Annotated in this window: 10 protein-coding genes; 5 read left to right on the top strand and 5 right to left on the bottom strand. The window is 70.2% G+C overall.

Features of this window, described 5'->3' with window-relative positions:
- Window positions 1–19 precede the first annotated feature (19 nt).
- Complete coding sequence (gene cobC / locus ACWGSK_RS21235) at window positions 20–1,051, bottom strand: Rv2231c family pyridoxal phosphate-dependent protein CobC (RefSeq protein WP_452456612.1); 1,032 nt, start codon at window positions 1,049–1,051, stop codon at window positions 20–22.
- A gap of 221 nt (window positions 1,052–1,272) precedes the next feature.
- Between cobC and ACWGSK_RS21230 the strand changes: the two genes are divergently transcribed.
- Together ACWGSK_RS21230 and ACWGSK_RS21225 are read left to right on the top strand one after the other, a co-directional pair.
- Window positions 1,273–2,388 carry a peptidoglycan recognition protein family protein gene (locus ACWGSK_RS21230; RefSeq protein WP_452456556.1) on the top strand — a complete coding sequence of 372 codons (1,116 nt, stop codon included), beginning with the start codon at window positions 1,273–1,275 and terminating at the stop codon, window positions 2,386–2,388.
- 152 nt (window positions 2,389–2,540) lie between these two features.
- Window positions 2,541–3,125 (top strand): GNAT family N-acetyltransferase, encoded by a 585-nt coding sequence (locus ACWGSK_RS21225; RefSeq protein ID WP_452456555.1) that lies wholly within the window; start codon window positions 2,541–2,543, stop codon window positions 3,123–3,125.
- A gap of 58 nt (window positions 3,126–3,183) precedes the next feature.
- Here the strand turns inward: ACWGSK_RS21225 and ACWGSK_RS21220 are convergent, their stop codons facing one another.
- Window positions 3,184–3,471: a DUF6504 family protein gene (locus ACWGSK_RS21220; protein WP_452456554.1), complete on the bottom strand. Its 288-nt coding sequence runs from the start codon at window positions 3,469–3,471 to the stop codon at window positions 3,184–3,186.
- 249 nt (window positions 3,472–3,720) lie between these two features.
- Between ACWGSK_RS21220 and ACWGSK_RS21215 the strand changes: the two genes are divergently transcribed.
- The 3 genes from ACWGSK_RS21215 (at window position 3,721) to ACWGSK_RS21205 (ending at window position 9,016) form a co-directional block, all read left to right on the top strand.
- The gene (locus ACWGSK_RS21215; RefSeq protein WP_452456553.1) at window positions 3,721–5,565 is read left to right on the top strand and encodes a serine/threonine-protein kinase; all 1,845 of its coding nucleotides are present in this window, start codon (window positions 3,721–3,723) and stop codon (window positions 5,563–5,565) included.
- Between the two features lie 144 nt (window positions 5,566–5,709).
- The gene (locus ACWGSK_RS21210) at window positions 5,710–7,914 is read left to right on the top strand and encodes a protein kinase domain-containing protein (RefSeq protein ID WP_452456552.1); all 2,205 of its coding nucleotides are present in this window, start codon (window positions 5,710–5,712) and stop codon (window positions 7,912–7,914) included.
- 136 nt (window positions 7,915–8,050) lie between these two features.
- A complete protein-coding gene (locus tag ACWGSK_RS21205; RefSeq protein ID WP_358509372.1) occupies window positions 8,051–9,016 on the top strand; it encodes a quinone oxidoreductase family protein in 966 nt (321 codons plus the stop codon).
- 76 nt (window positions 9,017–9,092) lie between these two features.
- Here ACWGSK_RS21205 and ACWGSK_RS21200 read toward each other — a convergent pair whose 3' ends face one another.
- The 3 genes from ACWGSK_RS21200 to ACWGSK_RS21190 form a co-directional block, all read right to left on the bottom strand.
- Window positions 9,093–10,175 (bottom strand): SPFH domain-containing protein, encoded by a 1,083-nt coding sequence (locus tag ACWGSK_RS21200; RefSeq protein WP_358509369.1) that lies wholly within the window; start codon window positions 10,173–10,175, stop codon window positions 9,093–9,095.
- Window positions 10,176–10,254: 79 nt separating this feature from the next.
- Window positions 10,255–10,758 (bottom strand): NfeD family protein, encoded by a 504-nt coding sequence (locus tag ACWGSK_RS21195; protein ID WP_452456551.1) that lies wholly within the window; start codon window positions 10,756–10,758, stop codon window positions 10,255–10,257.
- A gap of 153 nt (window positions 10,759–10,911) precedes the next feature.
- The gene (locus tag ACWGSK_RS21190; protein ID WP_358509525.1) at window positions 10,912–13,797 is read right to left on the bottom strand and encodes a penicillin acylase family protein; all 2,886 of its coding nucleotides are present in this window, start codon (window positions 13,795–13,797) and stop codon (window positions 10,912–10,914) included.
- Window positions 13,798–14,034: the final 237 nt, after the last annotated feature.

Here is a 14,034-nt window from a genome sequence, read left to right as displayed (position 1 = left end):
CCGGCACACCGCCGGGCCCTCAAGTCACCATCAACTGTGCCAGAGTCCGCGTCAGCGCGTGCCGTGTACCGGAGTCCCGCACCGCCACACGGAACCACTCCGGCCCCAGTCCAGGGAAGGTGTCGCCGCGTCGGACCGCGATGCCCTCCTCACGCAAACGAAGCCGCAACGATTCCCCGTTCACCGCCTTGACCAGCAGAAAAGATGCTCTCGCGCGAGGGACGACGGTGAGTCCGTGGTTCGTCAGGTCTTCGGTGAGCGCGCGACGTTCCTCGGCCAGGCCCCGAGCCCAGTGCTCCGTCTCGGCGAGGGCCTGGGGCGTGACGCACTCCTCCATGGCGGCCAGGGCCGGGGTGGAGACCGACCATAAGGGTTGTGCCTCGACCAGGCGGGCGACCAGATCCGGTGCGGCGAGGAGGTAGCCGGCCCGTAGCCCGGCCAGCGACCAGGTCTTGGTGAGGCTGCGGACCACCACGAGGCCGGGCAGGTCCGTGCGGTGGGCCAGGGACTCCGGTTCGCCCGGGACGCAGTCCGCGAAGGCCTCGTCCACCACCAGGATCCGCCCCGGTCGGGCGAGTGCCGCGATCGACGCGGCGGGGTGCAGGACCGAGGTCGGGTTGGTGGGGTTGCCGACCACGACGAGGTCGGCGTCCTCGGGGACCGACCCGGGGTCCAGGAGGAAGTCGGGTGCCGGCAGCAGGACCCGGTCCACCCCGTGGCCGGCGGCGCGCAGGGCGGCCTCGGGTTCGGTGAACTGGGGGTGGATCACGACGGCCCTTCGGGGGTTCAGCGCCCGGGCGACGAGCACGAACGCCTCCGCCGCGCCGGCCGTCGGCAGAACCTGACGGGGGTCGCGTCGATGCCGCCGGGCCACGGCCACGCGGGCCCGTTCGGGGTCGGGGTAGGAGCCGAGGTCGGTGAGCGAGTCGGTGATCCGACGGAGCACCCGGTCCGGCGGGGTGCGCCCGCGGACGTTCACGGCCAGGTCGAGCAGTCCTGATCCCACCTCCGCGTCGCCGTGGTGGCGCAGGTCGTGGTGATCGTCGTCCATGTGCTCGCCGTCTCGGTCCTCTCCGGTCCGTTCCAAAGCCCCACCCGTCCTTGTTTCCGATGTGACCAGTGGTTCCAGTGTGGTCCCCGCGTCCGAGCGCTTCGGACTTCGAGGACGCGCCCACGTGCCGTATGTCACAGGCATGTGGCAGGCTGTTGCGGTCCCCGTCCCCTGACGCCCTGCCCCGCGATGGACACAGTCGGCGAACAGAACGGACACACATGCGACGGCGTACCTTCCTGACCATCGCCACGGCGGCGGGCCTCGGCTCCTTGGCCCCCGTGCTGCTCACGCCCACGGCCGCTTCGGCACAGGGCTCCGACACCCGGGCCGTCCCCCGGGTGCTCACCGAGACCACCACCTCCACCGGCTCCCCCGTACGCCCCGACCGCCGGTTCGACCTGGTCTCCGTCTCCCGGTCGCCCGAGTGGGCCTCCGGCGCCTCGGTGCGCTTCGAACTCCCCGACGGGTGGGGCTCCTGGCGGGAGCTGCACTTCCACACCGAAGGACCGGACCACCTCGACCCGGCCTCCACCGCGATGGTGCGCGCCCCGGAAGGCGCGATCGGCTACCAGGTACGCGGCGCCGACGGTTCCGACCTGACCGCGGTGAACGTCCGCGACGGCGAACCGCTCGCCTTCGGTGGACCGGAACGGACCGCGCTCTCCGCCGAGGGCGGTGAGTACCGGTCGTTGTCGGGCACCTCCCTGTTGCCGGTGCGCACGCGGGCGGGCTGGGGCGCGGACGAGTCCCTGCGCTTCGACGAGGACGGCGACGACCTCTGGCCGGCCGAGTTCCATCGGGTCCAGGCACTGACCGTGCACCACACGGCCATGGCGACCACCGACGACCACGCCGCCGACGTGCGCGCGGTGTATCGGCTCCACGCGGCCGAGCAGGCTTGGGGCGACATCGGCTACCACCTGCTCATCGACCCCGACGGCGTGGTCTACGAGGGTCGACACTCGGGCGAGGACCGGATCCCGGTCTTCTCCGGGGTGCCGCTGCCCGGCCGCGCCCGTTCGGTGACGGCCGGCCACGCGGCGGGCTTCAACCACGCCAACATCGGCGTGTGCCTGCTCGGCGACTTCACCCACGAGGTGCCCACCCGCGCCGCCCAGGACTCACTGGTGACGGTGCTGCGGGTGCTGTGCGCGCTGACCGGCGTGGACCCGACTCGGGAGATCGAGTACGTGAACCCGGACACCGGCGCGGTCACCCCGCAGGAGGCGGTGGCCCGGCACCGGGACTGGCTGGACACCGAGTGCCCCGGCAACGCCTTCGCCGACGTGTTCGACTCCGCCATCCGAGAGCGGGTGGCACGCGGCCTGCTCTAGCACCCCTGTGGCGAAGGCCTCTTTTTGCAGGTCACGACGGTGGCCACCTCGATATCCGGTTGCGGCGCCCCTGGCCGGCGCGGCTATCGTGAGCGCTGCCGCCACGCCATGGGTGCGCGGCGCGATTCGAGGAAAGAGGGTCCGACTCCACCATGACCACCGTTCAGAGCACGCCGATCATGCCCGCGGTCATCCTGGAGACCGAGCGACTCCGACTGCGATCGGTACTCGAACGCGACATCGACGACGTGTACGCCTCGTGCGTGGACCCCGACCTCCAGCGGTGGGTTCCGCTACCGTCCCCGGGCGAGCCCTACACCCGGGAGAGCGCGGAGGACTTCTGTCTGCGTCTGGCACCCGGCATTCGTACGTCCGGCGACGGCCAGCACTGGGCCCTGTTGGAGCGCGAGGGCGGCCGGTTCGTCGGTTCGGCGGCCCTGCTGCGCACCGAGTGGCCCGCGAAGGTCACCGAGGTCGGCTACTGGATCTCGCCTTGGGGGCGGGGCCATGGCTACGCCGCCGAGGCGGTCGTGGCGGTGTCCCGCTGGGCGATCGAACAGGGCTTCCAACGGATCGAGATCAAGGCCGCGGTGGGCAACACCGCCTCTCGCCGGGTGGCCGAGTCCACCGGATTCGTCCACGAGGGCGTGGAGCGCAACGCGATGCCGCTGAACGAGGGCCGCACCGACCTGGCCGTCTACAGTCTCCTGCCGACGGACCTGGAGACGACCCCGTAGACGAGGACGGCCGGGTCGGTGGTGGTGCCGACCCGGCCGTCCCCTGTTCTCCCCCGGATCATCCCCACACCCGGGAGAGCAGCCACTCACCGGTGGTGGTGTCGTGCCGGAGTTCGTACACCCCCTGGGAGTAGGACGATCCGGCCTCGACCCTCCAGTGCCGACATTCGGGCACCTGGGAGCTCTCACCCGGTGTCCAGTCACGGCGCAGGGTCACCCACTGGTCGATGATCCTGCGCACCCCGTAGACCCGCCCGTCCCACACGAAGCGGGTGGGCCTGCCGTCGTCCTCCACGACCGTGACGTCCGCTCCGTAGTACCGCCCCACAACCGTTCCCCCAAGCATCGACCGACTCCTCGTTTGGCGTCCGGCGGTGCCAGGGCGCACCGCCGGGGTGCCCGCACGCGGGGAAGTACGAGCAGGCATTCGAACGTGTGATCGAATACTAGCGAAGGGAAGGCCGCCGTGGAACTGTTTCCGCCTCGACGACATCACCACCTGTGAAACCATCCGTTGGACCGAGAAGCCCCCGAGCCACGGACCCGCGAGCACCGTGGCACTCGGCGCCCCCACGACCCCCACGAGGCATCCCACATGTTCAACGGGCACGACGGCCCCGCCACCCCCCATTCCGGAGACCCCACGGAGATCGGCGGATACCGCCTGTCGCGCCGGCTGGGACGCGGCGGCATGGGCACCGTGTACCTGGCCGAGGACCACTCCCGGCGACAGGTCGCGCTCAAGGTCGTCCACCCCGACCTGGCCGAGGACCCCTCGTTCCGGCGGCGCTTCGCCCGCGAGGTCGAGACCGCACGCCGTGTGGCCCGCTTCTCCACCGCCGGGGTCATCGACGCCCGCCTGGAGGGCGACCCCCTGTTCGTCGTCTCCGAGTTCGTCCCGGGCCCGGACCTGTCCCGGGCCGTGCGCGAACGCGGTCCCCTCCGCGGCGGTGACCTCGAAGGACTGGCCATGGGCGTGGCGGCGGCGCTCACCGCCATTCACCGCTCGGGTGTGGTCCACCGCGACCTCAAACCCGCGAACGTGCTGCTCTCCCCCGTCGGACCGAAGGTGATCGACTTCGGCATCGCCCGCGCCCTGGACGACGACGGCGGCGGCATCACCCGTTCCAGCCGGCTCATGGGCACGCCCTCCTACATCGCGCCCGAACTCCTGCACGGTCACCCGGCCACCCCCGCCGCGGACGTGTTCGCCTGGGGATGCCTGGTGGCGTTCGCCGGCACCGGCAGGACGCCCTTCCACGCGGCGACGGTCCCGGCGGTCCTGCACAACGTCACCACGGCCGCGCCCCGGCTCGACGGGCTGGACCCCGCCCTGACGGTCCTGGTGCGCCAAGCCCTCGACAAGAACCCCGCGAATCGGCCCACCGCCCAGGCGATCCTGGATCGGCTCGTGGGACGGCCCGGCGTCTCGGAGGAGGAGGCCGGTCGCACCATCAGCGCCACGTGGACGCCGCCCCCGGTCACGGCCGTACCCCCGGCCCAGACCGCACAGGGCGCCGGCGGATCCCCCACACGCCGCCGCGGACTCCTCCTCGGAGTCGGGGCCGGCGCGGGCGCCGTGGTCCTGATCGCCGGTCTCTCCTTCGCCTTGGTGGCGGGGAACGACGCGCCTCCGGAGGGCCTCACCACCCTGTACGGCTCCGACTTCGCCATCGACCCCGGGTGGGGCGGCTCCATCTACGACGAGGACGACGACCCTTACGACAGCGGCTACGCGCCGGGCGAGGGGATCATGATGGCGATGGACCCCAACGCGGAGATGGATCCGAGCGTCGGACGCAACTGGATGGCCCCCTCCACCCAGGGTGTGAACACCACCGAACGGCTCCTGGTCACCAGCGACGTCCAGGTGCTGGAGGGCTACGACTACCTCACCGTCGGACTCCGGTGCATCCGCGACCTGCACCCGGCCGACGCCGAACTGGACGAGGACGACACCGACGGTTACCCCGACCACCCGGACCAGGACTACACGGCGACCTATCGTGCCTGGTTGCGGGCGGACGGCGCGGAGGCCGTGATCGACAAGGTCTCGGGCACCCTGGCCGACGACTCCTGGGATCCCGAGGAACTGGCCAAGGGCGAGGTCTCGGAGTTCCGCCCCTATCCCGCGGTCCCCACCGACGGAGCGGACCAGGCCACGTCCCGTGGAGAGGAACCGGAGCCGGTGAGCAACAACATCAAGCTCGCCTGTGAGTTCACCCCGGGCGACGAGGGTGAGGTTCCGACCGCCGAGATCCGAATGTGGGTCAACGACGGACTCGCGGTGAGCGCGGTGGACGAGGAGCCCTACCCGGACGACTACGCCGACCACCAATACGTCCAGCGCCAGGCCGTGCAGTACCACCGCGGTCAGAGCACGTCCCCGTTCCGGGTGCTGTACGAGAACTTCCGGGTGGAGCGGATCCTCGACGAGTGACCGTGGCGGTTCCCGCGCTTTGACGACCACCACCGACAGAACCGTTTCGTCTCCAGTGGGATCACACCCCTCCGAAACGCGCTCCGGTACCGGCGTCGGTACGCTGATAGGCGCTTATCACACGATTTGTGAGGACCCTCGACTGTGACGTCCAACGGCCACTCAAGCGGCAAACCCCTGCGCGCGGGCGACCCGCGCGAACTCGACGGTTACCGCATCGTCAGTCGGCTCGGACGCGGCGGCATGGGCACCGTCTACCTCGCCGAGGATCCCGGCGGCCGCTCCGTCGCCGTCAAGCTCATCCACCCGGACCTGGCCGACGACGAGTCCTTCCGGAAACGGTTCGCCCGAGAGGTGGACGCCGCCAGGCGGGTGGCCCGTTTCTCCACGGCCGGGGTCATCGACGCCCGGTTGGAGAGCGAGCCGCTGTTCATCGTTTCGGAGTACGTGGCCGGCCCGAACCTGGACGAGGCTGTGCGCGCGCAGGGGCCGATGCACGGCGGCACCCTTGAGGGTCTGGCGATGGGCGTGGCCGCGGCGTTGACCGCCATCCACGGCTCCGGGGTGATCCACCGCGACCTCAAACCCGCCAACGTTCTGCTGTCCACTGTGGGGCCGAAGGTGATCGACTTCGGCATCGCCCGCGCCATGGACGACGCCGGCGGCGGCATCACCCGTTCCAGTCAGCTCATGGGCACCCCTTCCTACATGGCGCCGGAGCTGATCCTGGGAGAGCAGGCCACACCGGCCGCGGACATCTTCGCCTGGGGTTGCCTGGTGGCGTTCGCCGGCATCGGGGACGCGCCCTTCGACGCGGCGACGGTGCCCGCGGTGCTGCACAACATCTCCTCGGCCGAACCCAAGCTGGACGGGTTGGATCCGAGCCTGCTGGACCTGGTCGGGGGCGCGCTGGACAAGAACCCCGCCAACCGTCCCTCCTCCCAGCAACTGCTGGCCAAGCTGACCGGTCAGGAGGACCCGGAGGAGTCGGAGGTACGACGGACCATCAGTACCTCCTGGGCACCACCGAGTAGCGCTCCGGTGGCGGGCACGCCACCGCCGGAGGAATCCGGTCCACGGCGGACGGGTGCCGCTCCCACGGACCAGGTGCCGACCGAACACCTTCAGGGCCCCGGCCAAGGGCAGACGCCCAATGGGGGCGTCGCCCCGCCCATCGGCGGTCCGGTCCCGCCGCACACCCGACAGGCGCACCAGGGCGGGCCGGGCGCCCCGGGGCAGCCCGGGTTCCAGGGCCCCTCCGGTCCCCAAGGGCAGCCGGGCGTCCCCGGTGCGCCCGCAACCCAGGCCTTCCACCCGCAAGGGCACCGGCAAGGCCCCATGGGAGGTCACGGTGCCCACCCGCAGTCCGGCCCCCAACACGGCCAGGGACAGGTCGGGTGGCACGGGCAAGCGCCCCCGTACGGTCAAGCCGCGTACGGGATGCACAGCGGCCCGAACGGCCCCGGTGGTCCCGGCGTCCCGAACGGCCCCGGACAGCCGGTGAACGGCGCCTCCGGTGGCGGCCGGCGCAAGCTCATGCTCATCGGCGGTGGTGCGGTCGCGCTGGTGTTGGTCGCCACCATCGGCGGCTTCGCGCTGTTCTCCGGATCGGACGCCCCTCCGGAGAACGTCACGAGCATCTACACCACCGACTTCGCCACGGACCCCGACTGGCCGAGTTCCACCCATTTCGACCAGCAATACCCCGACCTGAACAGCATCGGGTACTGGGACCAACAGAACGCCATGGTGGTCTCGATCGACTCGTCGTTCAAGGAGGGCCAAGGCGCGCGCGTCCCCTCCGTCGGGGAGACGCCCCCGCAGGTCCTCATCAGCACCACCATGGCGCCCCTCTCCGGTCCGGGCGAGGCGACCACGGGCGCCTACTGCTGGGGACAGGAGGATGAGGAGGGCACCATGTACGAGGCACAGGTCCGCCTGGACGGCGGCGAGGCGCAGATCCGTCGGGTGACCGAGGAGAGCGGCAGCACCGCGCTCGCCTCCACCACCGAGATCGAGGGGTTCTCCACCTACGACCTGTTCGACGAGGAGAGCGAGGTCGACGGTCTTCCCTACGACACGAACCTGGGTGACCTGGTCACCAACAACCTCAAGTTCTCCTGCGAGTACGTGACCGAGGAGGGCGAGGACCCGTACATGGACCTGAGCATGTGGATCAACGACGAACTCGCGCTGAGCACCGTGGACGAACAACCGCTGCCGGACAGCTCCGACCTCGACGACGACGAGCGACGCCAGGTCGGTCTGATCCAACGGGCCGCCTCCGGCAACGAACAGATCGCCGTGGCGTACACGGACTTCGCGCTACACCGCGTCGACACCGAGTAGGGAATCCATCCTCGGTCCCACCCGGCTCCGAAGCGGGCGTTCCCTCCCGAGGGCGGGCGCGTTAGCGTCGAGGCCACGACGACCAGGGTGATCCGGTGGCCCTCGGAGGTCATCGCGACAGGGAGGACGAGACGACATGCGCGCCATCGTGATGGAGGAGTTCGGCGGACCCGAGGTCCTACGCACACAGGAGATCGACGACCCGACCCCCGGCCCGGGCCAGGTGCTCCTGGACGTGGCCGCCCGGGGCGTCAACTTCATCGACGTCTACCAGCGCGGCGGCGTCTACAAGGTGGACCTGCCGTTCGTTCCGGGCATGGAGGCCTCGGGCACGATCACGGCGGTCGGTGAGGACGTCACCGACCTGAAGGTGGGACAACGCGTGGGCTGGGCGATGTCGCCCGGCGGGTACGCCGACCGCGCCACCGTCGACGCCCGCCTGGCGGTCCCCGTCCCCGACGGGGTCACCGACGAACAGGCCGCCGCGCTGCTGCTCCAGGGCATGACCGCCCACTACCTCACCTACTCGGTACACCCGGTGGCCGAGGGCGAGACCATCCTGGTGCACGCCGCCGCGGGCGGCACCGGGCTGCTCATCACCCAGCTGGCCAAGGCCCGGGGCGCCCGGGTGATCGGCACCGTCTCCACGGAGGCGAAGGAGGCCGTCGCCCGCGCGGCCGGCGCCGACGAGATCGTCCGCTACACCGAGGTCCCGGTGGCCGAAGCCGTCCGTGACCTCACCGACGGCGAAGGCGTCGCGGCGGTCTACGACGGCGTCGGCAAGGACACCTTCGACGCGAGCCTGGCCTCGCTGCGCCCGCGCGGGGTTCTGGCCCTGTTCGGGCAGTCCAGCGGCCTGGTGGAACCGGTGGACCCGCAGCGGCTCAACAGCGCCGGTTCGGTCTACCTCACCCGCCCCTCCCTCGCCCACTTCGTCACCGACCGCGAGGAGCTGCTGGGTCGGGCCCGCGACCTGTTCGAACTGGTCGAGCGGGGGCGTCTGGACGTTCGGGTCGGCGGCCGCTACCCGTTGGAGGAGGCGGCCCGGGCGCACGAGGACCTCACCTCGCGTGCCACCACCGGCAAACTGCTGCTGGTCTGAGGGTCCACGCGACGTGCGGTGGCCGCCCGTTGTCGGGGCGACCACCGCCATCGTCGTCGATTCCGTCCGGTCGGCCTCACTCGCCCTTGCGCTGGGACGGGGTCGAACCCATGTTGGCCCCGGCCCGGCGAACGTCGTCCCGGGCGTCGGCGACCGCCTTCTCGGCGGCCTCCGCGGCCTGCGCCGCCGCCTGAGATGAGGTGGACCTCGCCGGGTCCGGGCCGGTGATCTGCGCGGGGCCCGAGTCCCCCGCCTCCCGCTGCCCCTTCTCCGTGGACGGAGCCGTCTTGGCGGCGTCGCCGGCGAAGGCGTGCGAGACGTTCTTGACCGCCTCGGTGAACTCGCCGGGGATCACCCAGAACGTGTTGCCCTCGCCCTCGGCGAGGCTCGGCAGGGTCTCCAGGTACTTGTAGGCGAGCAGCTTGGCGTCGGCGTCGTTGGCGTGCACCGCCTGGAAGACCTGCTCGATCGCCTTGGCCTCACCGTCTGCGCGCAGGATCGCCGCCTGCTGGTCACCCTGGGCCTCAAGGATGGCCTGCTGGCGGGCGCCCTCCGCCTTGAGGATGCGGGACTGGCGTTCACCCTCGGCGTGCAGGATGGCCGCGCGCTTGTCGCGGTCGGCCCGCATCTGCTTCTCCATCGCCTCCTTGATGGTGGGCGGCGGGTCGATCGCCTTGATCTCGACCCGGTTGATGCGGATGCCCCACTTTCCGGTGGTCTCGTCGAGGACCCCGCGCAGCCGGGTGTTGATCTCCTCGCGGGAGGTCAACGTGCGTTCCAGGTCCATGGAACCGATGACGTTGCGCAGCGTGGTGACGGTGAGTTGGTCTATTGCCTGGATGTAGTTGGCGACCTCGTAGGCGGCGGCCTTGGGCTGGGTCACCTGGTAGTAGAGGACGGTGTCTATGTTGACCACCAGGTTGTCCTCGGTGATCACGGGTTGGGGACGCGAGCTGAAGACCTGTTCGCGCAGGTCGAACTTGGAGTTGACCCGGTCCACCCCCGGAATGATGAAGTTCAGTCCGGGGTCGAGGGTGCGGATGTAACGGCCGAAGCGCTCGATGTTGTAGGCGCGGGCCTGGGGAACGATTCGGATCGCCGACAAAGCGATGGCGACCAGGAGAACGGCGATGATGATGAGCGGTATCGCAGGGTCCATCTTCTGTACCTGTGCCTAGGTCGATTGGTGGCTTGTGCGGCTCGGTTTCGGATGACCGTGGTGACCGTGGTGGCCGTGATCAGTCCGCTTCGGGACGGTCCTGTCCCGGTCGGGTCTGGTCGGGACCGTTCGGCTCGATGGGTTCGGGCAACGCCTCGCGCGGATAGACCACGGCGGTGGCCCCGTCGATCTCCACGACGTCGACGTGCGCGCCCACCGGGATGACGAGGTCCTCGTCGATGGACCGCGCCGACCATTCCTCCCCGCTGAGCTTGACGAGTCCGTGGTCGGCGTCGACCGGCTCCAGGACCAAGGCGGATCGCCCCACCAGGGCGGCCGTGCCGGAACGAACGTCCGGTCCGCGGGCGATCTGCCGGTCCATGATCGGTTTGACCAGCCAGACCCCGGCGGCGGAGGCGACGGCGAACCCGATGATCTGCACGACCACCGGTAGTCCCAGGGCCCCCAGGAGGCCGGCGACCAGTGCGGCGGTGGCCAGCAACCCCAGGACGAAGGTCAGGGTGAAGAACTCGGCGGCCCCGAGGGCGGCCGCGAGGATGATCCAGATCAGCCAAGCAGGCATGTTCCTGTCGGCCCTCCCGCTGTGGTTTCGGGTAGTCCTTAAGCTACCCACACAACCCTGGCCAACCACAAGAATCCGGTAATGGATACAGGATCGCGGCCCGTGGCGGGATGCCACGGGCCGCTCTCGTCCCCTATGCGCGGGTGGTGGGCGTCACCGGCCGCCGGAGAACTCGTAGACCAACTGGTAGGTGGGCCGGTTCTGCCAGGCGATCGGCCACATGTCGATTCCGCCCACCGACTGGTGGATCACGGTGTCGGCGCACAGCTGGTCACCGGCCGAGCAGTGCTCGTCCCCGGGGTAGACCTCCTCGGCCGGGGTGGCCGCGGCCGAGGCGAGGCTGTCCAGCAGCACCGTCCGGCAGTCGCCGAGGTCGCCCTCGCCGCAGTAGACCCGGTCGCCGAGCGCGCCGTCGACCTCCTGGTCCAAGGCCGTTCGCAGGTCCTTGTCCACGTACGACCACCAGCCGTACTGGAACGCCGAACCACGGTGCGGCTGCCCCTGGTTGACACTGCCCGGTTCGCCGCCGCCGATGGAGCCGGAGGGCGACTCGTCGGTCTGGACGGCGCGGGTCAGCTCCTCGTACAGACCCTCGCCCAGACCGGGTTCGAACTGGGCTCGCACCAGGATCGGCCACCAGGCGTCCAGCACCCGGATGGCGTCGGCGTGCTCGTAGTGACCGGCGTCGCGTTGGGGTTCGCGGCGCAGGGCCCCCGAGTCCGCCCAGGTGCGCAGGGACTCGACCGTCTCGGCGAGTTCGGGGTCGTCCACCTCCGCGGTGTCGATGACCTCCAACAGCAGTGGAAGGACCTGTTCGGCGCGCAGGTCGGCGACCCCGGCCTCCATCATCGTGCCGGTGAGGGAGGCCGTGGTGAAGCGGTGGCCGTCCTCGATGAGGCCGGAGACGCGACCGTCCAGCAGGTCGTTCCGGTGCACCGAACCGGTCGACCAGCCCGACGTGTAGCCCTGGGCCGGCTTGTTGTTCCAGTTGACGATGTAGTCCGGGTTGATCTGCTGCGGGTGGTCGGACGGCGGATGGTAGTCGGCCCCGTTGGTGGCCGGGTCCCAACCGGACCAGCCGGCGTCGGAATAGGCGTCGATGGGCATGTTGGGGTCGGTGCCCTCGGTCCGGACGGGGTTGTCGCCGGAGTTGATGAACGCGATGTCCTGGTCGTCGACGTAGTGCCAGTTGAACGCGTAGGCGATGTCGTGGGCGGCCTCGGTGAAGGTCTCCGCCGAGTTGATCAGGTCGGGGTCGTTGAACTTCTGGAACCCGATGATGGAGTCGACCTCGCGCATGTAGGTGGACCGCAGCTCGGTGAAGGCCACCGGTGCCCCGTCGACGGTGGCGAAGGAACTCACCAGGCCGTGTTCGGAACGCAGCGATGTGAGCGTGTAGCCGCCCTCCTCGGTACCGTCGGCGATGGTGGGCGTCCAGTCGTTGCTGACGCTCAGGGCCTCGAAGTCCACGCAGTCGCCGGAGGAGTTCACGTAGGAACGCGAGGCGGTGGTGGGCTCGGAGCCGTCGGTCTCGCACAGGTCCACGGCGAAGGTGTCGGTGATGTCCTGGCCCGCCGAGGTGGCGCTCCAGGCGTAGTCGACCCCGCGCCCCATCTGGACGTAGAAGCTCACACCCGCGAAGGAGGCGCCGCGCGCGCTGATGCCCGGCCCCTGGAGTTCCTGGAGCATGAGCAGCTGCGGGGAGAAGTATCCGGTCTGCGGTCCCATCACCGCGACGGGGTTGCCGCTCTCGGTGTGCTCGCCGGACACCAGCAGGGCGTTGGACATGCCGCGCGGGTCCATGAAGCCCTCGGGCAGCACTCCGTCGTCGAAGATGCCCTCGGCGGCGGACAGATCGCCCTCCTCGACCATCTCCTCCAGCTCGGCCCGCTGGTCCTCGTCGAGTTCCGCCACGGTGGGCGCGTCGGCTTCGGGGACGTCCGGGGCCTCGGTGGTGGAGGCCTGGGACGCGGCGTCCGGGGCCGCCGAACCGTACTCGTCGTGGACGATGTCGTAGGGCTCGACCGAGCCGGGATCGGGGACGACCTGACCGATCGGATCGTCGGGGGTCTGGGAGTAGGGGAACTCGCCGTCGACGGTCACGGAGGCCTCGGGATCGTTCTCCATGCGCCAGGCCCGCCAGAGCTCCAGGCCCTCCTCGGCTCCGTAGCGGTCCTGGAAGTTGGCCAGGACGATCGCGGACTGGACCTCACCGCCGCCACCGCCGCCGAAGATGCCGCCGACCATGGCGGCGATGCCCACGACGTCCGTGGTGGTGAAGGGCTCGATCTCACCGGAGTTGGTGATGGCGTCCTTGTGCCCGGTCAGCACGTACTCGCCGGGGAAGTAGCGCCCGCCGTCGGCCTCTTCGATGTAGGCGTTGACGCCCTCCAGGTAGGAGTCGACGTCGGCGAGTGCCTGCTCGCCACGTTCGCCGCCCTCGCTCGCGATCCGGTCGATCTGGAGCTGTTTGTCCTCCTCGGTGTAGGGGGCGGTGGCCCACAGGTCCTGTTCGAGGCCCCGGTTGCCCTCCGCTCCGCCGGCGAAGGAGGTGAGCTCACCGCGACCGACCCGGCGCAGGATGTCCATGAGGAAGAGGCGGTCCTCACCGGCCGCGTACCCGGCACCGAACATGGTGCCCTCTCGCGTGGTGCCGGTGATGTGTGGGATGCCGTGCGCCGCGTCACGGACGATGGTGACGTCCTCGCGCGGCCGGTACTCGCGGTCGACCTCGTCCTCGTCGACGCCGTAGGAGGCGTCCTGGAAGAAGTCGTCGAGACCTTCCTCGGTGAGTCCGTCGTAGTGGTGCACGAGGTCGTCGTACATGTCGAGTTGGCTGGAGGAATGCTCCGGGCGTGTGCCGAAGACCTGGTGGCCGAGGATCTCGACCAGCGTGGCGTTGCCGTTCTGGCCCGGGGGAAGGATGTCGTGGCACCCGGAGGGCGCGCAGTAGTCCTCGTAGGCGACCGGCTCGGCCATGACCGGGGGGGCCGGCAGGGCGGCTGCGAGGGAGGCCGTGACGGCCAGGGCCGCGCCCATGGCGCCGGCGCGGAACGGGATCCTGCGCGAGGAGGGTCGAAGGGGCGGGGGTGCGGGAGACATATACGTCACCACCTGGGGGTGCGGGCGATGGATCAGCGAAAGGTTACGCACGAGTAAGGAAATCGCGAAAGACTTTCATGTTTTTCGGGAGGGTCCACCGCACACCGGTTCGGAGCGCCACGTTTACGGTGAGCCAGGCCACACCAGCCGAAACGGCTGCGTACAACCCGTATC

Source organism: Nocardiopsis sp. NPDC055551 (assembly GCF_053619415.1).
This window is presented reverse-complemented; position numbering and strand designations above follow the sequence as displayed.